This is a genomic window from Gemmatimonadota bacterium (assembly GCA_041390105.1).
Classification (GTDB): Bacteria; Gemmatimonadota; Gemmatimonadetes; order Longimicrobiales; family Gaopeijiaceae; genus JAGQIF01.
In genome coordinates, this window is the sequence record JAWKQO010000004.1 from 465,221 (window position 1) to 487,610 (window position 22,390).

General features: G+C 67.6%; 16 protein-coding genes. 2 read left to right on the forward strand and 14 right to left on the reverse strand.

Features of this window, described 5'->3' with window-relative positions; all coding sequences use genetic code 11:
* Positions 1–23: 23 nt before the first annotated feature.
* The 4 genes from R3E10_18505 to R3E10_18520 form a co-directional block, all read right to left on the reverse strand.
* A complete protein-coding gene (locus tag R3E10_18505) occupies positions 24–854 on the reverse strand; it encodes a TonB-dependent receptor plug domain-containing protein (protein ID MEZ4417755.1) in 831 nt (276 codons plus the stop codon).
* Positions 855–986: 132 nt separating this feature from the next.
* Positions 987–2,351, reverse strand: coding sequence for a RagB/SusD family nutrient uptake outer membrane protein (locus R3E10_18510; GenBank protein MEZ4417756.1), 1,365 nt, complete (start codon positions 2,349–2,351; stop codon positions 987–989).
* A gap of 10 nt (positions 2,352–2,361) precedes the next feature.
* Positions 2,362–5,385, reverse strand: coding sequence for a SusC/RagA family TonB-linked outer membrane protein (locus R3E10_18515; protein ID MEZ4417757.1), 3,024 nt, complete (start codon positions 5,383–5,385; stop codon positions 2,362–2,364).
* Between the two features lie 192 nt (positions 5,386–5,577).
* Positions 5,578–5,970 carry a hypothetical protein gene (locus R3E10_18520; protein MEZ4417758.1) on the reverse strand — a complete coding sequence of 131 codons (393 nt, stop codon included), beginning with the start codon at positions 5,968–5,970 and terminating at the stop codon, positions 5,578–5,580.
* A gap of 138 nt (positions 5,971–6,108) precedes the next feature.
* On the opposite strand from R3E10_18520, the gene R3E10_18525 reads away from it, so the two are divergent.
* Positions 6,109–7,722 carry a peptide ligase PGM1-related protein gene (locus R3E10_18525; protein MEZ4417759.1) on the forward strand — a complete coding sequence of 538 codons (1,614 nt, stop codon included), beginning with the start codon at positions 6,109–6,111 and terminating at the stop codon, positions 7,720–7,722.
* A gap of 180 nt (positions 7,723–7,902) precedes the next feature.
* Positions 7,903–10,059 carry an alpha-glucan family phosphorylase gene (glgP, locus tag R3E10_18530; GenBank protein ID MEZ4417760.1) on the forward strand — a complete coding sequence of 719 codons (2,157 nt, stop codon included), beginning with the start codon at positions 7,903–7,905 and terminating at the stop codon, positions 10,057–10,059.
* 35 nt (positions 10,060–10,094) lie between these two features.
* Here the strand turns inward: glgP and R3E10_18535 are convergent, their stop codons facing one another.
* From R3E10_18535 to R3E10_18580, 10 genes are all read right to left on the reverse strand, one after another.
* Entirely contained in the window at positions 10,095–10,964 is an 870-nt protein-coding gene (locus R3E10_18535; GenBank protein ID MEZ4417761.1) for a hypothetical protein, read from the reverse strand.
* Positions 10,961–12,757 carry a hypothetical protein gene (locus R3E10_18540; protein ID MEZ4417762.1) on the reverse strand — a complete coding sequence of 599 codons (1,797 nt, stop codon included), beginning with the start codon at positions 12,755–12,757 and terminating at the stop codon, positions 10,961–10,963. The genes R3E10_18535 and R3E10_18540 overlap by 4 nt, the downstream gene beginning before the upstream one ends.
* A gap of 89 nt (positions 12,758–12,846) precedes the next feature.
* Entirely contained in the window at positions 12,847–15,009 is a 2,163-nt protein-coding gene (feoB, locus tag R3E10_18545) for a ferrous iron transport protein B (protein ID MEZ4417763.1), read from the reverse strand.
* 56 nt (positions 15,010–15,065) lie between these two features.
* A complete protein-coding gene (locus R3E10_18550) occupies positions 15,066–16,133 on the reverse strand; it encodes a metal-dependent transcriptional regulator (GenBank protein ID MEZ4417764.1) in 1,068 nt (355 codons plus the stop codon).
* A gap of 154 nt (positions 16,134–16,287) precedes the next feature.
* The gene (locus R3E10_18555) at positions 16,288–17,157 is read right to left on the reverse strand and encodes a CopD family protein (protein MEZ4417765.1); all 870 of its coding nucleotides are present in this window, start codon (positions 17,155–17,157) and stop codon (positions 16,288–16,290) included.
* 18 nt (positions 17,158–17,175) lie between these two features.
* Positions 17,176–17,571, reverse strand: coding sequence for a copper resistance protein CopC (locus R3E10_18560; GenBank protein ID MEZ4417766.1), 396 nt, complete (start codon positions 17,569–17,571; stop codon positions 17,176–17,178).
* A gap of 64 nt (positions 17,572–17,635) precedes the next feature.
* Entirely contained in the window at positions 17,636–19,699 is a 2,064-nt protein-coding gene (locus R3E10_18565; protein ID MEZ4417767.1) for a TonB-dependent receptor, read from the reverse strand.
* The gene (locus R3E10_18570; GenBank protein MEZ4417768.1) at positions 19,696–20,865 is read right to left on the reverse strand and encodes a di-heme enzyme; all 1,170 of its coding nucleotides are present in this window, start codon (positions 20,863–20,865) and stop codon (positions 19,696–19,698) included. The genes R3E10_18565 and R3E10_18570 overlap by 4 nt, the downstream gene beginning before the upstream one ends.
* Before the next feature lie 40 nt (positions 20,866–20,905).
* Positions 20,906–21,769, reverse strand: coding sequence for a metallo-mystery pair system four-Cys motif protein (locus tag R3E10_18575; protein ID MEZ4417769.1), 864 nt, complete (start codon positions 21,767–21,769; stop codon positions 20,906–20,908).
* 163 nt (positions 21,770–21,932) lie between these two features.
* Entirely contained in the window at positions 21,933–22,355 is a 423-nt protein-coding gene (locus R3E10_18580; GenBank protein ID MEZ4417770.1) for a hypothetical protein, read from the reverse strand.
* Positions 22,356–22,390: the final 35 nt, after the last annotated feature.

The following is a 22,390-nucleotide window of genomic DNA, read 5'->3' on the forward strand; positions in this document are numbered from 1 at the left end:
CGACACCTGGCGTGCTGGCCGACTCAGCGGGTGGGCTGGAAGCAGGCCAGCGCGGCAGCGGGGTCGGTCACGACGGCTGCCGGTTCGCCTCTCCGGGTGGTGATGACCAGCACGCCGTTGCCCGCCCGCGGGCCGTAGCGAGCGCTGGCCGCGGCACCGCGTACCACCTCGAGCCGATCGATGTCGGCCGGGTTCAGGTCGGCAAGACGAGAGAGCACGTCCAGCTCGGCCTCCGTTCCGCCCGTCACGGCGTCCGCACCCCCACCGATCCGCACCGTCGACAGCACCACTCCATCGAGGACCACCAGGGGCTCGGAGCTTCCCAACAGACTGTGCACACCACGGAGGTCGATAGCGACGCTGCCCCCGGGGGCTCCGGACGTGCTACGCACCCCCCCGACCCGCCCCTGCAGCGCCTGGGGGAGTGTGGCCGGAGCCCGGGCAAGGTCGGCGCCGTCTGTTCGGCTCACGGCCCACGCCTCGCCCGTGGAGGGGCGAAGCGCCATCCCCACCACGGTCAGGCCGTCCAACTCCACCAAGTGGTCGCCGAGCGGTAGGCTCACAGTGTCCGCGCCGATTCGAACCGTCAGCTCGTACGGCGAGAACCCGAGCGGTTCGATGCGAACGGTAACGTCCTGGTCAGCGGGGAGCGCGAGCGCGAAGCGGCCCGCAGGCGTGGCGCACACGATCTGACCCAGTTCCGGCAGGTGCACGGCAGCCCCTGCGAAGGGGACGCCGGCGCGGACGGGACGCACCCGCCCCTGCGCGCGCGTGGTCTGCGAAAGCAGGGACGCCGGCTGCCCGAAGGCAGCGAATCCAGACATCAACAGGAGAAGCGCGGCGGCGCGACCCATGGAACCCCCTCGATCCGCCGACGCGTAGGCGGTCGGACCGGATCACCACGTGGAAAGGGGAGGAACCCGCCTCGGGCCCCTCCCCTCTCTACCTACGGACCGCTGGTGTCGATCCTTGCAGCAGCCCCTCCCCTACTGGGCGAAGAACGTGGCACACTCCGGCTGGCCCATGATGTCCCGGGCCAGACACTCGTTCTGCGGATAGGGGAAGCCTGGGTACACACCGTGGTTGGGACGAGCCCGCGGCAGCTCGTCGAGCCTCCCGTACTGACGCATGTCGAGGTAGTGGAACCCGCCCTCCCACAGCAAGGACAGGAGCCTGTTGTAGAGGATCTCATCCAAGGGATCCCCCGCGAAGGCGCTCAGGTCCGCCAGGCCACCCGAGCCCGAGCGAACGGCATTGACGTCTGCCAGCGCATCCGCCGTGTTGCCGAGCGCTACGTTGGCCTCGGCCCGCATCAGGAGCAGCTCGTCGTTGGTGATCCAGGGGAAGGACGACGTCAGGCTCTTGTAGACGTCCATGTCCTCGGTCACGGTGATCTCGTAGAGCGTGAAGGCCGGAATCACCCTGGTCTTGTCGAGCACCCGCTGATCCAGATCCCCGTTGGGCTGCTGCTGCGCGTCCGCCCGCAGCCTGGGGTGGGCGAAGTGCGACACCGTCGAGAAGAAGCCGTTGGGCGCATCGCCCGAGATCGTGCTGTGGTTGAAGTACACGCCAGCCTTCATGTTCCCGTTCCGATCTATGAAGGACTGGCCCAGCGCGCTCAACACGTCGTTCCACTGACCCTGATACTTGAGCGCCCGCGCCTTGAGGGCGCGGTTGACCGCGACGAACGACGACGGCGTGTTGAAGCCATCGAAGCCGGAGGGCAGCTGGAAGGGGAAGGCCCCGCCGCCGCTCTGCAGATCGCTCAGCGCCTCGTCATAGAGGCTGTAGATGTACTGATGGACCTCGGCGGCACCCGAGATCGGCGTCAACTCTCCGCTCGGATCCGGGTTGGGATCCAGAGGAATGCCCAGTCCGATGGGGCGGTTGATGATCATCTGCCAGAAGGCATCCGCCTTGATCGTTTTCACGAAGCCCCGGATCGCGTTCTTCTCCGCGTCCGTGAGCACGCTGGCATTGTCCACCGCTGTCAGTACCGTGTTGATGCCGGCGATCTGCGTGTACTGCCCGCCGAAGAAGAGACCGCCGTTGACTGGATCGATCGGATCTACCAGCGCGTCGGTCGTGGTGCGAGGCTCTTCGGGCCGGAGGTCGTATCCCTCGCGACCCCAGACGCCCAGGCGGCCCACCATTCCTTCCTTGAGTCCGCGATGGGTGGCGACGATGCCTTGGACCGCCGCCGCCAAGGTGCCTCGCGTGGGGGTACCGGTGAGGTCCTCCCGCGCCGGGTTGTTGAAGTTGGGCACCGTCAGGTCTTCGGTGCACCCGGTTGCCCAGGCGAGCGCGAGGAAAGCCGCCCCGACGCCCAGTCCTCTACGTATGGCGTTCATGGTTGCCTCCTCAGAACGAAAGGTCCACCGAGAACCAGAAACTCCGGCTCGGTGGGTAGGGGGCGACGTCGATGTTCCGCGCGATGGCTTGCGCACCGAAGTTCGACACTTCGGGATCGAGCCCGCTGTAGCTGGTGAAGCGCAGGAGGTTCCGGCCCGAGAGGCTGATGCGCATGCTCTCCACGCCGTCCCAGAACCGCAACGCGTTGCCAGCCGGCACGTCGTAGGTGAGCGTGAGCTCACGGAGCTTCACGAAGGAGCCGTCCTCGACCCAGATCTTGGACGTGCGCCCGGGATAGAGGCGCAGGCGCTGCTCGCCCAGCGTCTCGCTGCCGACGCAGTCGGTGACACAGGGATCGTTGAAATCCCCAGACGTGCGGCTCAGGTCGAACAGCCAGGCGGTCAGGTTGACCACGTCGCCACCGTGCTGCCAGTCCCAGAGCGAGTACAGGTTGAAGTTTCCGAAGCTGAAGTCGTTCGAGAAGCCCATGCGGAAGTCTGGGTTGGCATCCCCGATGCCCGTCACGATGCGCGTCCCCACCGCCGTGCCCGGATCGCAGGGGCCACCCGTCACGCAGCGCGGGTCGTTGGCCACCACGGTGTCACGTCCCACGATCTGGGTGGGCGACTTGCCCTCCTCGATCTGGAATCCGCCCAGGGCGGTTCCGAATCCGCCGGCCGCGAAGGGCGGAACCGGCAGCTCCTTCACCTCGGACCGGTCCGTGGAGAAGGTCGTGGTCGAGGACCACTGGAAGTTGTCCGTCTGTACGGGGACGACTCTCAGCGAGGACTCGATGCCGCGCGTCTCCAGCACGCCGCCGTTGAAGATGGCGGTGGCGTATCCGGTGGACGGAGGCAGCGCCCGCCGGAGCAGCAGCTCCGTGATCCGGCGCTCGTAGGCGGTGAACTCCCACTGTGCCACCCGGTCCAGCAGGGTGGCGTCGAAGCCCAGCTCCACCTCACGCTGGCGCTCGGGGTGCAGGTCTTCAGAGACCGTCGTGGTGGAGATGTTGAGCGTCTGCAAGCCAGCGATGTTGCCCGAGTTCAGCACGGAGAACTTGTCCCCATAGCGCGGCTGGTTGCCGGTCTGGCCCCAGGCGCCGCGCAGCTTGAACTCGTCGACCAGGCCGGGCGCCAGGTCCACGAAGCGGTAGGCCGCCGCGAACTTCGGATAATAGAAGAACTCACCGGGGTCGGCGTTGTTCGAGCTCTTGTCGGCGCGGATGCCCGCGACCAGCGTCAGGCGCTCGTCCAACAGCAGCAACTCTTCCTGCCCGAAGAACCCGAGGTCCTTCGTGCGCTGCCGGCGCTGGAACACGCCCGGGTTGGTGCCCTGATCGATGTTGGACTGACCCACGATCAGGTCCTCGTTCAGGATGCGGGCGATATCCAGATCGACGTCCTCGTACTGGATGCCCAGTGAGGTGGTCGCCGAGAGGCCCGACCCGAGTCCGTAGCGATGCACCAGGTTGGTGCTGAGGTTCAGGTTGCGATTGGTGGTGTTCCCCAGGAAGGTGGTGCCCGCCTTGCCGTCATCCAGCTCGTATTGCAGGTCAGGCGGCGAGAACACGTTGTTCTTGAGGCTGAAGAAGTCCACGCCGCCGGTGGCGATCAACTGCATGGACTGGTTCTCACGGCTCCAGAGGTCGGCCGTGAGATCCGCCGAGGCGATCATGCGCCACACCTCTTCGTCGTTGAGAGCCCTGCTGGCGGTCTCCAGCGGATTGGAGTTGGCGAAGGGATTGTCCGGAAACTCTCCGTCCGCCCCGGCCTGGATGTCCACGAAGGTGGGCGTTTGCGGGAACGTCATCCAGTAGCTGATGGACCGGTTGTCGTTGTTCGTGAAGCCCCGGCCCGTCTTGGAGCGCACCAGATTGGTGTTCAGGCCCAGTGTGGCGAACGAGCCCAGGTTCTGGTCCAGGTTCAGACGGAGGGACTGCTTGTCGTAGTAGGTGCCGGTGATGATGCCTCCGTCATGCTTCACCAGACCGGACGCGAAGTAGCGCGTGTTGGCGCTGCCACCACTTACGCTGGCAGCGGTCTCGAACGACAGCGGGTTGTTCCCCGCGATCTCCTCCTCGTGGTCGTAGACCCGTCCGGCCACGAAGTAGTCGGCGGCGCGGGGGCCGAAGGCCTCCACCGCCTCATCGAGGTTCTCGAAGACGCGTAGGCCCAACTTGTTGGCCAGATCGAACGTGCCGAAGCGCTGCGTGAAGCTGTAGCGAGGCGCGCCTTCGCGACCCTGCTTGGTGGTGATGATGATCACGCCGTTGGACGCTTTGGAGCCGTAGATGGCCGCCGCCGATCCGCCCTTCAAGACCTCGATGCTCTCGATGTCGTTGGGGTTCAGGTCGGCGATGCGGTTGGGCGCGTTGTCCTGGTTGCTGGCGAACCCGTTGTTGAAGGAGCCGCCGCTGGCACGGGTGATCACGTTGGTACCGCCGTCGACGGACACGTCGGAGACGATGACGCCGTCGATGACGTAGAGCGGGGTGGCCGCTCCGATGATCGAGGTGACCCCACGCAGGTTGATCTGCATGCCACCACCGGGAGCGCCGGAGTTGGCCTGGATGTCCGCGCCCGCGATCTTACCCGCAAGCTGCTGCTCCACGGTGGCGGCGGGCACCTGCGTCAGCTCCGCCGCGTTCACCGTGGCAACGGCATTCGCCAGGTTGCGACGGGCCACGCTGGTGACCTGCCCGGTGACCACCAGCTCGTCGAGACGCAGCACGTCCTGGGTGAGCTGGACCATGACGCTGGACTGGTTCTCGCCCACCTCGACGACCTCGGTGCGCCAGCCCAGCAGACTCACCTGCAGGCGGACGGGACCAGTGGGCACGGCGAGGACGAAACGGCCTTCACGGTCGGTGAAGGTGCCGACGCGCGTTCCCACCAACTGGATCGCGACGTCGTTCAGGGGTTGGGCTCCGGACTCGGCGACGACCTGACCCCTCACCTCCCGCTGCTGTGCGACCAGCGGCATCGGTAGGGCCAACGCCAAGAGGAGTCCCAGGCGGACAGGGACTCGCAACATTGTGACCTCCAGAAAAGAGGGCGTCGGGGAAGGGAACCCCGACCTGGGGGATACATGGACATTCTGGGTGGGCGTCGGCCGCTCGAACAAGAGCACGCGGCGTGGGCGGGGCGTCTTGCGGCGAACGGATCGGGCCGAGGCTGACGCTCAGAGGCGCTTCGCTCGCACCCGCCGGGCGCAGGCCGAGCGTTCCTATCTCGTCCGCAGCGACGACTGCGCCAGGTTGTTCTGCAGGGTCCAGACGATGACGATTCCCGCTTCGATGCGTACGGAGGGACTGCGATAGACCTCCGAGCTACCCACCGGATCGGCCAGCAGCGCGATGGTCTCGCCCGCCGGGGCAACCTCGGCGGGAATGCGGAAGCGACGCTCGGAAAGCGCCGACGACAGACCCAACCGGTGGCGCACGCCCCCCCGCTCCACCAGAACAGTGATGTCGGTCCAGCCTTTGTTCGAGACCTCGAGCACGACGGCGGATGGGCTCCCGCCGAACCGGGGCCGTACACAACCCTCGGCACCGGCCAGGAGCAGCACCAGTGCGAGAAGCGCCCGGCACAAGGCCGGCCCGAAGAGGCGTATGGCCACGTTGGAAGGTACGGGAGCAACGAGAGACTCCGCCATCGGGACGGCGGCGATTGCCTCAAGTGCGGTCGGCGTCTCATTGTGGGTCGCGGCAGGACCGTCCCGGCCCGCTCGCCGGGCCCGCCCCTCGCTGGAGTGCGCATGTCCGACTTCCCCCCGGGCTCCTCGTACGGCCCGCTCGGCTCAGCGGCGGAGCTGGAGGCCTTCGAACGGCTCAAGCTGCGCCTGCCCGACACCGCCCGGGCCATCCTGCACCAGCCGGGGTTCCAGCACACCACGGTCGTGGTCCCGTCCATCAGCGTGAACCAGGAGGAGCTCCGGAAGATCAGCGGAGCCGCGTTCTACGAGGAGCGTCTGCTCTTCACGCTGATCCGCCTGGCCAACCCCGCGGCCCGCCTGGTGTATGTGACCAGCCAGCCCGTACACCCCGACATCCTGGAGTACTATCTCCAGCATCTTCCCGGGGTCCCGATGCGGCACGCCCTGCGGCGGCTTCTGATCCTCCGACTCTACGACGCCTCTCCCCGCCCGCTGACCGAGAAGATCCTGGAGCGGCCGCGCGTGATCCGCCGGATCCGCGACTGGGTGGGAGATGTGGACCGCGCCTACCTCACCGTCTTCAACTCGACGCCGCTGGAGCGCAGGCTCGCGGTCGAATTGGGGGTCCCGCTCAACGCCGTGGACCCTGCCCTGCTGTGGCTCGGGACCAAGTCCGGCGCCAAGCTCGTGTTCGAGGAGGCCGGGGTGCCCTTCCCGGCGGGTCGGACCGGTGTACGCTCCGAGACCGACGTGACGCAGGCCCTGGTCGAGCTGGCCGGCAAGCGACCCGGTCTTCGCCAGGCGATTGTCAAACTCAACGACAGCTTCGCAGGCGAGGGCAACGCCATCTATACGTACCCGGACGCGTTGCCCGAGGCACCGGAGCAGCGCAGCACCGAGATCCAGGGCGCCTTGCCCTCCCTCGCCTTCGCGGGTCAAGGCGAGCAGTACGGCCCGTTCATGCGGAAGCTCACCGAAATGGGAGGGATCGTCGAAGAACGGATCGAGGGAAAGGAGTTCTTCTCGCCCAGTGTGCAGCTCCGCATCCACCCCGACGGCGAGCTGGCGCTGGTCTCCACGCACGACCAGGTCCTGGGCGGCGAATCCGCGCAAGCATACGTCGGGTGCCGGTTTCCAGCCGCCGACGGCTACCGGGCCCTCATCCAGGAAGCCGGACTGAAGATCGGCCGGGTGCTCGCGGAGCGAGGCGTGCTGGGTCGCTTCGGGATCGACTTCGTGTTGTCCCGTGATCCCGGTGGGCCGTGGCAGGCCCACGCGATCGAGATCAACCTGCGCATGGGGGGCACCACCCCACCGTTCATGGCCCTCGAGTTCCTGACGGGTGGAAAGCTGGACCTCGATACGGGCCTGTATCACACCGCCAACGGGGCACGGAAGTACTACACGGCCACGGATCACCTGCGCTCGCCGGCCTATCGCGGGCTGCTCCCGGAGGACCTGGTCGAGCTTCTGGTGTCGCACCGCCTCCACTTCAATCACAGCACCAACTCCGGCGTCCTCTTCTACATGATCGGAGCCCTGTCCCAGTACGGGAAGCTCGGCCTGACCTCCATCGGAAACAGCCACGACGAGGCGGACGAGCTCTACCGGACCACGGTGGGCATCCTGGACCGGGAGACCGGGGCGGAAGGCCCCGTTGGAATCGACCTGCCGCGGGCTCTCTTCTCGGAGGCCTCACCGACCCGGCTGGAGTAGCGCCCGGCGGCGAGCCGCGCGCGTGGGGCTCCATAGGTGGCGGGACGAGGGGGGTTTGCGGGCCGCCCCGCTCTCGGGGCTTCACCCGCGGGGGGTCGTCGACCAGATTTCCGGGCTTGTTTCCTGCACCGATCGGTACCCAGGGACCGCCCGGTGGCCCCACAGAGTTGTTTTGAGCGCATGACCGACCAATCCAAGATCCCCTACCTGCCGGAGCCCATCCGGGGCCTGTCCGACCTCGCCATGAACCTGTGGTGGTCCTGGCACCGCGAGGCTCGGGATCTGTTCGCCTCGATCGACCCCACGCTCTGGAGCCAGTGCCGCCACAACCCGATCGCCCTGCTGCGGCAGGCCGACCCGGCCCGGCTGGCCGAGTGCGCCCACGATCCCCGGTTCCTGGAGCGCTACGCGGAGGTCATGACGGCGATGCGGGCGGACCTGGAGGGCCCGGACACCTGGTTCTCCACACGCCACCCGGACCTCGGGCAAGGCCGCCCTATCGCATACTTCTGTGCAGAGTTCGCGCTGCACAACTCGGTGCCGATCTATTCGGGAGGCCTGGGCGTCCTCGCGGGAGACCATTGCAAGGCCGTCTCCGACCTGGGCGTGCCGTTGGTGGGCGTGGGCCTGCTTTACCGGAAGGGCTACTTCGACCAGAAGCTCACGCCGGACGGCTGGCAGGTGGACGCAGACGAGCCGTTCGACACCGACGTCATGCCGCTCAGGCGGCTGCGGGCCGGTGACGGCTCCTATGTGCTCGCCTCGGTCAAGACCGGAGAGCGCACCGTGCAGCTGGGTGCCTGGGAGATCCACGTGGGCCGGACTCGGCTCATCCTCCTCGATGCGGACCTGGAAGGCAATGCCAACGAGGACCGCGAGCTGACCAGCAAGCTCTACGGGGGTGGACGCGAGCTCCGCTTGAAGCAGGAGTGGATCCTGGGCGTGGGCGGTGTGCGCGTCCTACGCGCGCTCGGGATCGCGCCCGGCGCCTGGCACGCCAACGAAGGCCACGCCGCCTTCATGCTCGTGGAACGGATCCGCGAGCACGTGGCCAAGGGCCGGCCACTCGACGAGGCCGTGGCGCGCGTCCGTGCCCACAGTGTCTTCACCACGCACACGCCGGTCCCGGCTGGGCACGACAGCTTCACGCCCGAGCAGATCGAGGCGTGCGTCGGCAACGCGTGGGAGGACCTCGGGATTTCCGAAGAGGCGTTCCAGGGGCTGGGGCGCCATCCCGAGATCGATCACGGCACCTTCCACATGACGGCCGCCGCGATCCGCTTGAGCCACGGCGTCAACGGAGTCTCGGCTCGGCACGGTCAGGAAACCCGGAAGATCTGGCAGTCTCTTTGGCCGGGCCGGACACCTGAGCAGATCCCGATCGGGCACGTGACCAACGGAGTGCACCGCCCCACCTGGATGGCTGCCGAGATCCGCCATCTCCTGGACCGACATCTGGGTGTCGCCTGGCGCCAGCCCGGAGCGGCACCGGATACGTGGGAAGCGGTCCACGGCATCGATGACGGTGCGCTGTGGGAGACGCACGTGCGGCTCAAGGAGCGCCTCTTCCACTTCATCCGCGAGCAGTCGCGACATCGCTGGACGGAGCACTGGCAGGCGCCAGCCCACCTGGCGGCGTCCGGCACGCTTCTCGATCCCGAAGCCCTTACGCTGGGGTTCGCACGCCGCTTCGCCACCTACAAGCGCGCCGACCTGCTGCTGCGCAACGAAGGGCGGCTGCTGCGTCTGCTGACCAACGCCAAGCGACCGGTGCAGATCGTCTTCGCGGGGAAGGCCCACCCCGCTGATGACGAAGGGAAGCGGGTGCTGCAGCGCGTGTTCCAATTGGCGCTCGACGCGCGCCTGGAGGGGCGTATCGCGTTCCTGGAGGACTACGAGATGCACCTCGCGCACCGACTGTACGAGGGCGTGGACGTCTGGCTCAACCTGCCCCGGGTACCGCTGGAGGCCTGCGGCACCAGTGGGATGAAAGCCGCGCTCAACGGCGTGCCGCAGCTCGCCACCCTGGACGGCTGGTGGGCGGAAGGGTTCAACGGCAGCAACGGTTGGGCGGTGCCCCTCACGCTCGAAGGGGAGGACATCGACCACGCCGACTGGGATCACTTGTTCACGCTGCTCGAAGACGAGGTGGTGCCCCTCTACCACGAGCGCGGTGCGGACGGCGTCCCCCACGGTTGGGTGGCGCGGATGAAGCACGCCATCGTGGAGGCTGGCCGTCACTTCACGGCCGGGAGCATGATCGAACGATACGTGGCCCAGTACTACGCCAACGCGTGTCGCGGAATCGCCGAGGGAGACATCCCACCCAGCGTCTGACGCCCGGGGCCGTACTCACCGGTGCTCGGTCCGGCTCAGGGCACGACCAGGCGTCGGTACGGTTGCCCCAGGAAGCCACCCAGATTGTCGGCGGCCTCGGCGCCAGCCAACGTCGAGAAGACCTCATCCTTCAAGGCGCTGCGTGGGAAGTGCCGGGACGGGTTGAACGAGTTCGCCGCGACGAGCGCGGGGAAATCCAGGTCCACCAGACTGCCGTTGAAGACCTCGAAGGCGCGCACGACCCGTTGGTCGCGCAGGAGGGCCTTCGCCAGCGCGGCGGCGGTCTCGTGGGAGCCGAGCTCGCCCAGCGGAAACCAGGGTGCCACGATGTCCATCTCGGCGAGCAGGTCATCGGGCAGACTCGTCACCCGACCCGTCAAGCGCTTGGTCCAGTAGCCGATGGCATGGCTGTGGGTCCAACCCATGGCCATCTCGATCCGCAACGTCTCCGCAAAGCGGAACATGGAAGAGGGTTGCGTGCCCAAGGTGCAGCCGTCGAACACGATGCTGGAGAACTTGCCGCGGACGCGCAGCAGATCCTGAGCGAGATCGTCCAAGGGGACCGTTTCTCCCGACTCCGGGAAGCTGATCTGATCTCCCTGTGAGTGTACCATCAGGATCAGCCGCTTCGCCGGCGCAGCCGCCAGGATCATCGCCACCAAGCCCTTGCGCGAGTTGATGAACCGAACCGAGGTGCGCGGCACGAAGTAGACCTGTTCGAAGTACCACCCCGAGTAGTCCATCGTCGACTTGTCTGCAATGCAGGCGATGTCGGGTGGCGCCCCGTTGAGGGCCGACTCCTGGAGCACGCGCGGATCCTGCGCGGTGGCATCCTCTCTGGCCGGGGCGCTGGACGTCGCCGGAACCTGCGTCGGGGTCGTCGGTGTGGCCGGCTCCGGGCTCATGCGGTCCCGGCCTCGACGTCGTTGACGACGAACAGCTGCGCGTACAAAGCCGCCGCGTCCACGTCCCGGTCCGCGACAATGCGTTGCGCCAACGCTTCCCGTTCGTTCGCGAGCTGCTTCTCGCGGATCGCCTCGTCCTGCAGGTCCTTCGAGTAGCCATCCAACGCGTCGCTTTGCCCCAACAGCGCTTCGACGACGACGCTGTCGGTCGCCATCACCACGCTACGTTCCTTGAGCAGCACCCCATCCACAGGATGCTCCTCTTCCGGGGCCTGCCCCAGGGGACCCCGCCGGAAACGGTAGTAGAGCGTCCCGTCCGCCGTGGGGGCCTTGTACGCGCAATCGGCGTCGGGCACGGCGACCCGTACCTGCGTGCGGCCACCACAGCCGTCGAGCTCGACCCGCTCCAGTACGTGCACGGGGTCCCCGTGAAGATCGAACACCACGGAGATCGCACGAACGAGGTCCTGACACACCTCGTCCACGTGCGCCGGCTTGATCACCTCGGCCACCAGCTTGCGTAGGGAGGAGATGGGCTCCTCTCGCCAGCTGCCGCTTTGGCCGTTGCTGAAGGCGACACGCACCTCCTTGAGGTGGGTCTTCGTCAGATAGACCTGGTTGAGCTCCCGGAACGTGAAATTCAAGACCCTGCCTACGTTGATGTTCGAGATCGTGCGCTCCACCACCTCCTCGTCCTCGGTGGACGCCGAGCGCTCCGAGTTGGAGGTCACCGTGTTCTCGCGGTGCGAGGACGATTCAGCCGCATGCTCGCTCACGGCTTCGTCGACGGCCTTCGCGAACTCCTCCGTGGAAGACGAGTATTCGCCTCCCCCACCCCCCGAGACGGAAGCGGAGCCGAAACCGAAGGAACCCTTCACCTCGGCCTCTGCGTGCCAGTTCTCGGTCTTTTCCTGCGTGGCGGAGTCGGTCGTCTCGGTCATGACCGTCTCCGCGAAGCGATCGCTCGCGCTGTCTGTGTAGGAGTCGATGATGGAGGACGCCGCCGCCACGGTTTCCTCGGTGGCACGCCAGGTGCGGGTGCTGATGGTGGCCGTCTCGCCCGGAAGTAGGGTGAAGGTCTTCACCGTTCGTCCCAATCCGTAGTCTCCCAGGTAGGAGCTGATCCCTAGCACCTGAATGAGGAACAGCATCGGTTGCGGAGGCTCTTCCACATCCACCGGCACGGTCGTGACTCCGCCACCCCATGTCGAAGAGGGAAGATGGACGACGCCCTCGTCCATACTGGAGATCGAGTTCACGAAGTCGGGAACCAGGCCGTCGTCCCCGCCGCCCCCTGCGCCCGAGTCGTGCCCGCCGCCTCCCGACCCCGAGGGAGGTGTGATGTCGGGCCCGCTCTGGTCGGGGGTGGTGCTGCCGGTGTCGTCGTCGACCTCGAACATGCGGGCTGCAGTGGACCCGCGCCCCCAGTTACGCAGTGATCCCTGTTGCTGCAGGACTTCCTGCGCGTCCAGGTTGACGCGAGTCTGCACAAGCGACAGCCCACGGCGTGATCCGCCACGCGGGACGCGGAGGCGTCGCGTGAACCACACGTCCGTGAGTCGCTCGGGCTTGACCACTTCCCACAGCCCCGGCGTCTTGCTTTCCAGGCCCAGCACGTCCGCCCAGGGCACGCCCGCCTGGCTCGCTTCCGTCTTCCACCAGGTCTTGGGCGTGTCGGTGATCTGGATGATGCGTCGACCGGTGTATTGACCCGGCTGCGGCAGGTATTGGTTGATGACAGCGCCGGGACCGGTCTCCCCGACGAATTCCACAGCGGTCGGCTGCGACGGCATGGCACCTCCAGCGTAGAAGAGAGGGTCTGTCTACGTGGCGGCAAAGGCGCCTCGGCCTGGACATGCCCCTCGGGGAGGCGCCGCTGTCGCTAGATCCCTCCCACCAAGCGCCATACCTGGGCAACCAGGAAGCACACCACGAACCCCATGACGAGGGGGAGCAGCGTGGCCACGGCCGTCCATTTGGTGCTGCCCGTCTCCTTGTAGATCGTGTAGATCGTGGTGGAGCAGGGGTTGTGCAGCAGGCTGAACAGCATCAGACACAGCGCGGTCAGCAGCGTCCAGCCACCGGCACGCAGCACCTCTCCCATCGCGTCCGCCGATTCCATCTCGAACATCACGCCGGCGCCGGCGCCCACACCGACCAGCCCCGTGGTCAGAACGGTCAACATCAGCACCGTGGGGATCACGATCTCGTTGGCCGGAATGGCGACCACATAGGCGAGCAGGATCACTCCGTTCAGTCCCAGCAGCACACCGAACGGGTTCAACCATCCGATCAGGTGTTCCGCCACACTGACCCCACTGACGTGGATGTTCGAGACCAACCAGATGACGGCTCCCGCCGGAAGCGCGAACACCACCGCTCGCCACAGCACGATGAGGGTGCGATCGATGAGCGACGTGTACAGCGTCTGGAGCACGCGCGGGGGCCGGTACGGGGGCAGCTCGAGGCTGAACGCGGTCGCCTCTCCGCGCAGCACAGTGCGAGAGAGCCCCCAGGAGGCCAGCAGCATGGAGGCGATGCCCAGCATCGCCACCCCGACCACGGCCGCTGCCGCTACCAGCCCGGCGAGGGCCGGGGGGGCCAAGGCACCGATGAACAGAGACGCGATCAGGATCTGTGTGGGCCAGCGCCCGTTGCACAGCGAGAAGTTGTTGGTCAGGATGGCGATCAGGCGCTCGCGCGGGCTGTCGATGATGCGTGTGGCCACCACGCCGGCGGCGTTGCAGCCGAAGCCCATGCTCATGGTCAAGGCCTGTTTCCCGTGGGCGCCCACCCGGCGAAACAGACCGTCCAGGTTGAACGCCACCCGTGGCAGATAGCCGAAGTCCTCGAGCAGCGTGAACAACGGGAAGAAGATGGCCATCGGAGGCAGCATCACGCTGACGACCCACGCGGTCGACAGGTACATGCCGTCGAACAGGAGGCCACTTGCCCACCATGGCATGCCCACATTGGCGCCGATGCCCTTCAGCCAGGGGTGCACACCGTCGATGAGAACGCGCGACAGGAATGCCGAGGGAACGTTTGCGCCCGCCACGGTCAACCAGAAGACAGCAGCCAACATGGCCAACATGGTGGGAAAGCCCAGCCAGCGGCTCGTGAGCAGTCGGTCCAGCGTGCGATCGAGGTCGAAGCCAACCTTCTTGAGGCCGCGTGTCTGCGCCCGATTGGCGATCTCCTGCGCAGCGCCGTAGATGCGCTCCATGAGCGCGTCATGGAAGTCATGTGGCAGCTCCCAACGCAGCTCGCGGGCCCGTTCCAGAACCGCGGACCGGTCCTCCTCCGAGGCGGGCGCGCCGACCGGAGCGTCCTGGAAGAGGCGAGCCAGCTCGCCCGATCGGACGGCCTCCTCCACGGCCTCGTCGGCGTTGAGAAGGCGCAGCGCGACCCAGCGCGTGTTGGGAAGCGACGGAAAGGCGCGCTTCAGGGTGTCGGCCAGCGAGGAGATGGCGTTCTCGACCACAGGCTGATGGCGTGCGATCCGGTAGGGCGTCGTCTGGATGGTGCCGCGAGCCACGTTGACCGCAGTAGCGATCACATCGTCGATGCCTCGGTTCTCGCGCGCCACCGCCTCCACCACCGGCACACCCAGCGCGTCGGACAAGCGCTGCACGTCGATGGCGATGCCGTGCCGGCGCGCCTCGTCCATGAGGTTGAGGCAGACCACGACCCGGTCCGTGATCTCCAGGATCTGGAGCACGAGGTTGAGATTGCGCTCGAGGCGGGTCGCGTCGACCACCACGACCGTGACATCCGGCCGACCGAAGAGGATGAAGTCGCGCGCGACCTCTTCGTCCACGCTGCCCGCCTGTAGCGAGTAGGTCCCGGGCAGATCGACCACCTTGACGCGCTGGCCATCGTGCAGGAAGGCACCTTCTGCGCGCACCACCGTCTTGCCCGGCCAGTTGCCGGTATGCTGACGAAGACCCGTCAGCGCATTGAAGACGGTGGTCTTGCCCGTGTTGGGGTTGCCGGCCAGCGCCACCAGGACGTCCCAGCGGTCCGGCTTCAACCCGAGCCGCACCAGGCTGCGCTCGCGATGCGGGTCGTGGCGCACCGGCAGGTCGGGGACCAAGACGCTCACGCGGCACCTCGTCCAGCGGCGCCGGCAGCTGCGGGCGTGTCCTCCACCTCGATCCAGGCGGCCTGATCCCGACGGAGCGCGATGAGGGCACCGCGGATGCGGTAGGCTACGGGATCCCCACCGGCACTCTCCAACTCCGGCAGGATCTCGGTGCCCGCCACCACCCCCAGGTCCAGGAGGCGACGACGCTGCGTCCCCTGACAGAGGGGAGAGATCCCCACCACTCGGGCGACCTCACCGCGGGGAACCTCCGCCAGCGTGCGGAGCGAGCGCCGGACGCCTTCCCCCTCGACCAATGGACGCACGGTGACCTGACCGGCCGCCACCCGTGGCACCACCCGCTCCTGACCGTCCAGGCGGACCTTCACACCATGGGTGCCGCGCGCCAGAACCTCCACACGGGCGGAAGGCACCAGGCCCATCGCCGTCAACGTGCGGAACACTTCGGGCGGCTCGTCCTCGATGTGCGTGATCGCCACCGAGCTTCCTTCAGGCGCGCTGTTCAGGGTGGTGGCCCGGAACGGAGGCAGCGACCCGTCACCCCGGGGGATCGGGTCGCCGTGGGGGTCGTACAGAGGATGCCCCAGACGCTGGGAAAGGGTCTCCACCTCCCGGTGGGACAGGGTGTGCTCCGCCTCCTCCGCCTCCGCGTGCCATTCCTCGGGTCGGACGCCCGTGCGATCCGCCAGATACCGTTCCCAGAGGCGGTGCGTGCGGACGACCCGCAGCGCGTATTCGCGCCCGTCGGCCGTCAACGCGGGCGCGGGATCATCCAACGAGACCAGATCACGCTCGGAGAGGTGCTGAAGCGTGTTCGCCGCCAGCGCGCGCGAGATGCCCAGGGCGCCCGCCAGGCCGTCGACGGTGAGGCGGGTATCGCGACGCTCCGCCGCCAGCAGTTGCTTGAGCGCGTCCTCCATGCGGACGCGCTCGGAGGAGCGGAAGGCTCGGCGCAGCCGGGCCACGACTCCCTTGCCCGGCCAGAACAGCACGGCCAAGAGCAGCGCCCCGGCCGTGAACCAGAGAAGGGCTTCGCCAGGGGAAACCGGTGGATGTGACTGCATGCTGGTGCTACACCCTTTCTTCAGGCGGACCCCGCGCGCGCGAATGCTCCCGTGGGATCCGATATATTTAGGATAACCTAAATATAGAGCAGGTCAACTCCGCCTTCGTCCGCCTTCGGTCAGGCACAACGGGCGGCCTCGCCGGCCCGGACGGTCACGACGGCGATGTATTGACCAGCGCAGCGGTTACCGCAATTACCAGGGCAAAGCCCACCCACCACTCCAGCACCATGGAACGCCGCGCCGCCCTGGCGTCTGCGGCCGTGCCCCCAAGACGCGGCGTCGCGCACCGCCAGTTCCACCAGCCCAGGCTCATGGTCAGGGCGACGAGGGTGAGCTTGAGGATCAGCCACCGTCCGTACGGCGACCTTGGTAGGGCACTCAAATCCGCTACGTGAAGCCAGACGGCGAACCCGCCTGTCACCACCAACACAAGCGCGCCAGCTCGGGCCCAGGGAGAGAACGCGCGAACGAGCGTTACAGCCCTCGGCGCCGGTTCGTGGAGCGCGCGCGTCCGCCACAGCACCCACGCGAGGCCACCCATCCACACCCCAGCGGCCAGAACATGGAGCCCATCGGCTGTCACCGCGATCCATTGTAGGTCTTCGGACGCCACCGCATGACCGGAGAGGGCCGGGAACGCAGCGAGCGGGACGACACTCGCGGCTCCGATGAACCACGCGCGCGAGCGGCCGGCCGATGCCATCCAGAAGGAAGCGCAGGCCACCCCCGCACCAACACCCGCGGCCAGCCAGGTTCGGCCCCAGGAGGTGCCGAGGAGGATCCTGGCTTCGCCAGCCAGCGGAGCCAGAGGATCCCTGAACTCGAGTAGCTGGCTCGCAAAGAGAGCGGCCAGGCCGAGGAGTAGGACCCCCGCGCCCAGCCGGCCCAGGCGCTCGCCCGAGCGGCTGTCCGGGTCCTCATCCGTTCCGAGGCGCGAAGGCAGGAGCCGTCCGAACACGGCTCCCACGCACAGGACGATGCCATAGAACACCACGGTCCGTCCCAGGAGCGTCGCGTCCACGGCGCGCGCTCCGACCGTTCAGCGCGCCGCGGCGACGCTGAATCCGTATTCTCCCCGCACCACGTGTCCGTCCGCCGACATGGTGCGCCAGGCCACCGTGTAGGTACCCGCGGGCACCGCCGCGTCGGCCGTGGCCACTTGCACCTTGCCGTCCGTCGCGTCGGCGGCCACCTCCCCCAGCGGAATCACGCTGCCCGCCCCATCCAGGAGTCGAATCGACGTGGCCTTTTTCTGAGGAACCTGGCTGAAGACGAGGCGGATCTCCGAGACGGACTCGACGCGGGCGTCCTTCTCGGGAACGGACTTGACCAGCGCCAGATGCCAGGTGGACTCCATGGGCCGAATGGCGCCCACGTTGGCTACGGCGACCACTCCGCAGAACGCGAGGGCGCCGAAGATCCGATTCCCTTTCATTGGTCAACTCCGGTGGTGTGCTCCGCGTCGGACACGGCGATCGCCGAGGCCGTTGCAGCAGCGGTCAATGGGTTCCAACCCGCACGCGTGCGCTGAGGCTGCGCGGGGCGCCCGGGGTCACGAAGCCAGAGGAGCGGAGCTCCACGTAGCGCACGTCGGCCACGTTTGAGAGTTCCATCTCCAACGTCACGCCAGGGCGCCACTCCCACTCAGTGCCGACGTCCAGCAGCGAGTAGGCCCGCGTCTCCACCTCGGGCTCCCCCACCGGCGTGTGCGGTCCGACCAAGCGCCACGACATGCGCATCGGCAGCCCCCACGGCAGAGGCAGTTGGGCACCGGCGCGCATCAGATAGCGCGAGACCCCCGGCACCGGATCGTCACCGGTGTTGGGGCCGTCGGCCGGCGCCTCCTCATGGCCGTGGTCCTCGTGGGGATCGACGTACCCGCCGTGCAGGTGGGCGTCGTTCAACGTCACGCCCAGATCGAGCCGCACCTCTTCGGAAAGGCTCCAGCCCACCTGTGCCTCGATCCCCTGCCGGGTGCTGCCGCCCGAGTCCGTGACCTCCAGGGTCACCGGGTCGAGGAGCCGCTCGTTGCTCACGTCGATGCGGAAGAGGGACATACCCGCGTCGAAGCGGTCTCCTCGCAGCTCGGCGCCCACTTCATGGGACCAGGCGATGTAGGGCTCCCGAGCCGGGTCGCCGATGATGCCCACCGGGCTGCGGAAGCCCCGGCTGCTGCCCGCTTTCAACGTGAGTTGCGGAGTCCAGGCCCAGCGGAGCCCCAGCTTGGGACTCACGATCGCTCGTGTGGAGGACTCCAGAGCGGCGGCGGCATCGAGGTTGGAGCGCGACGTGTGGGTGAAGCGATCCACGCGCGCCCCCAGGTCCACGCCCAGCCGCTGGGCGATCGTGCGCCGCCACCTCGTGTAAAGCGCGGCGGTACGGTACGTGGCGTCCAGGTCCGTCTCGGTCAGGGCGATGGCCCGCTGGACCGTGGACGCATGACGGTACCCTACCGACTCCGCCCGGCCCGACGCACCCACCACCAGATCGCCCCTCGCACCGGTCCAACCCAGCTCTACCTGTCCTCCGCCGCCCACGCGCTCGTCGAACTCGCCCGACTGCAGCACAGTCCCGGCGTCTCCGCCGTGATCGTGGCCGGGAATGTGGAGATACAGTGAGTAGTCCGAAGCCTGGGCCCAGGCCGTGGCCTGCATCACCCGCGCTCCCCCCACGGGGCGGGACCAGCGACCGTGGAGGATGATCCGTCGCGAATCACCACCATCGCTGGGATCGACGGCGGAGCGAACGTCCTCGGCGTTATAGGCGGGGACGGTCACGAATCCCGGAGAGTTCCAGGTGGTCCCGTAGAGAGAAAGCCCGCCCTCCAAGCGGCCCGTACCCAGCGCCCGCCAGCCACGCGCCAAGGCGTTCGCCAACCGGTAGTCCATGTTCGCGCGCCAGCCGTCTTCCCGTTGGACGCTTCCTCCCACCAGGAACCCCCCGTCCTCGTGGCGACGGCCCACCAGAGCGCTCCCCTGGACGTCACCGAACGACGTGGTCTCGAGCGACGCCTCCGTCCCCTCCGCATCCGCGCGGGTGAACACCTCCACCACGCCGGCCAATGCGAAGTCCCCATATAAGGGGCTCGCTCCGCCGTGGATCAACCGCATCGAGCTGACCGCCTGGGGGAAGAGCAGGTTCCAGTCGGCAAACCCCTCCACGTGTCCATGCGCGGGCAGGTTGATCGGTACCCCGTCGACGACCAACAACACGTCGGACGAGTGATCCGAGGTGAACCCCCGGAGGACGACGTTCGAAGCGAACCCGGGTCCCTGCCCCTGGTCGTGGACATCCACGCTGGAGATGCGACGCAGCAACTGATAGGGGTTGCGGGCCAGCGTGCCCCGCACGCGCTCAGGAGCGATCACCGTCGCCGCCACCGGAGGCGGTGCGGAACGCTCCCTTTCCACGGTCACCCGGAGGGGATCGATCAGGTAGACGGTCGTGTCTCGGGTGGCGGCGGTGTCCGGTACCTGACCCGTGAGCCCGGTCGGGCAGAGCACCGCCACTCCCAAGCCACACAGGAGCACGCGCCAGGGCACGCCGGTTCGGGTCCTGCTCATCGCCCCACCCCTCCCCGCGCCGCCCACGGATCCGAGAACCGGGGATCGCTCACGAAGTCCTCATCCGTGAGCGCCCGCAGATACGCCTTGAGGCCCGCCCGCTCCTCCGGCGTTAGCGTGAACCCGTTGACGAAGCCGCTCTTGTGCGGGTTGGCGCTTCCCACCCCCACGTAGGGACCGGACGAGATCGTGCGCCCGCCCGCCGCATAGTGATCGATCACCTCGTCCAGTGTGGCGATGCTCCCGTCGTGCATGTAGGGCGCGGTCAGCTCGACGTTGCGCAGCGAAGGAGCCTTGAAGCGTCCCATGTCCTCGGGACGCCCCGTGAAGTTGAAGAGCCCGGTATTGGGCTCGGGGTAGGCTCCGTTGCCGTCCAGGTTGTAGAGGCCAGTGTTGTGGAACTCGATCTCCGGCGAGCTCTTTCCCTCGAAATCCGAGGTTCCCGTGAAGAACAGTCCCCCATGGCAGTGAAAGCACTCCAGCCGCTCACTGAAGAACAGCGCCTGTCCCACCTGGGCCTCGGCGGATAGGGCAGTGGCGTCGCCGCGCCGGGCTCGATCCACGGGCGCGTTCCCCGAGATGAGCGTCCGTTGGAACGACGCGATCGCACGCGTGATCGCGGCCAGTGTGAACGGATCCGCGTCTTCCGGATAGGAGGCCGCAAACAGCCGTTGGTAGACGGTGTCGGCGCGCAATCGAGCGAACAGCTCGGCCTCCCGCCCGCTCATCCCCAACTCGACCGGATCGTCGCCGAACATCGGCACGAGGGCCTGGGCGGCCAGGTCGTGCAGCAGGGGATTGGCCCAGGTGAGTACGGGCTGATACCCGACATTCCCCAGTGCCATCGAATTCCGTGGATGCGCCTGCCCAGTGGACCCGAGCGCTACCGAGCGGGGATCGGCGAACGCCCGTGCCTGCTCGTGGCACGACGCGCAGCTCTGGGTCTGGTTCCCGGACAGGCGTGTGTCGTAGAAGAGGTGGCGACCCAGCTCGACCTTGCCGGCGGACATGGGATTGTCCGCCGGCACCCGCGGGGCCGGAAACCCCTCCGGCAGATCCCACTCGAACGCAACGTCCGGACCAGGCTCCGCGAACAGCGGCCCCAGCGTCTCGTCGCCCCCGCACGCTCCGAAGGCGGCGGACGCGAGGGCCGCAGTCAAGGCCACGACCCTCCCGCTCCGCTCGCACTTCAGGGCGTGAAAGGCGCTAGCGGACACTGAACAGACGCTGCGGCTGCGCCGCCGTGCCCTCATAGGCGAGTCCCAGTGCAGGAAGAACCGCATGGCACTCCGGATCTCCGGGGAAGGACATGCACCCCTTGGCCGCGCTGTTCTGGGTCAGGTCACTCTGCGACAGGATCGCGCCCAAGTCAGCAACGACCTGGTTGCTGGTCCAGTCGAACCCGTTGAAGGTCACCGTGAGGCGATGCTCGTTGCTGCAGGCCGTCGCCGGGGTGGTGGGTGTCCCCGCTGGCGAGCAGCCGGTGCTGCCCAGGTGCACGAACCAGCCATCCGGCTGGGCCGCGGAGGTGTGATCCATGCGCGCGAACTTGTATCCGCCGTTCCATGACCAGAACAGCGCGGTCAGATCGAGGGGCGCCTGGGCTGTGGTCTGGTCCTGGTGGTTCATGGAGAAAGGAACGCCGAGCGTGAACCGCACGCCGCTGTAATCACCGGCAGGTACCTCGCCGCGCACAGTGGTGTTGGTGGCTGCCGTGCCGTTCACGCAGGGTCCGCTCCCGTTCTCGAAGTCCAGCAAAGCGAGGTTCTCGCGCTGCCAGAGTCCATCCTGCTCCAGGGTGAGGGGCACGGCTGCCCCGTTGCTGTCCAGCAGGGCCACGTCATGCACGTAGAAGCGGAAGTCGACGGGCGTGATGGTGGTCTGGGAGGCACCCACGTTGGTAAAGCTGGCCCCGCAGTTGAACGATTGGCCGTTGACCGCCGCGGCGAACTGCAGCGAAACGTCGATCGGTCCGGCGGGAGTGGAAGGCTCGTCGGAGCATGCGGCTACCACGGCGAAGGCCGCGAAAAGCGTGGCGGGGAGCAGGCGCGCCCGGGTTCGGATCATCATCGTATCAGGTCTCTAGGGATTGTTGTTCACGTGCCGGGAGGGGCCCCCCGGGTGTCTGAGTGCATGCGAGGGCGCCGGGGTGCAACGAGGATGCAAGTCGACCCGGACACGCCCTGGGGCGCGCCGGCAAGCCGCATTGCTCAGGAGCTGTGGGCGCCGCGACTCAGGCGGGAGGAGCGGTCGCGAACGGGAGACCGAGGTGGTCGAGGCGAGAGACGTCTGCGCGCCGAGGCGCCGACACCGCCCACGCGGTGGCCACACGCTGGGATACACCCAGCTGCGTGGCTTGAGCGGGCATCCCCGTGGCAAGGTCGCAGCAGCACAGGCCGGAACAGCACCCGGACTGGCCTTCGTCTTCGGTGCCCATGCCCGCGTGGAGCGCATGTCCGGACGCTTCGGTCGGAGGCAGGTGTCCGCCGTGGGCGGACGCCGGAGCCTCCGCCGGCATGGGCGCACCCTGCATGGCACGACCCGCTGCCGAGTGCCCCAGGCACTCGGGGAAGAGGCCGGGTCCCAGCGGGCCGAACTGAGCCAGCAAGCCCAGCATCACCCAGGCCAACCAACGGCGAAGCGTCAGATCTCGCACATGGAAACGCTACCACCCCGCCCGGTGGCCCGGCA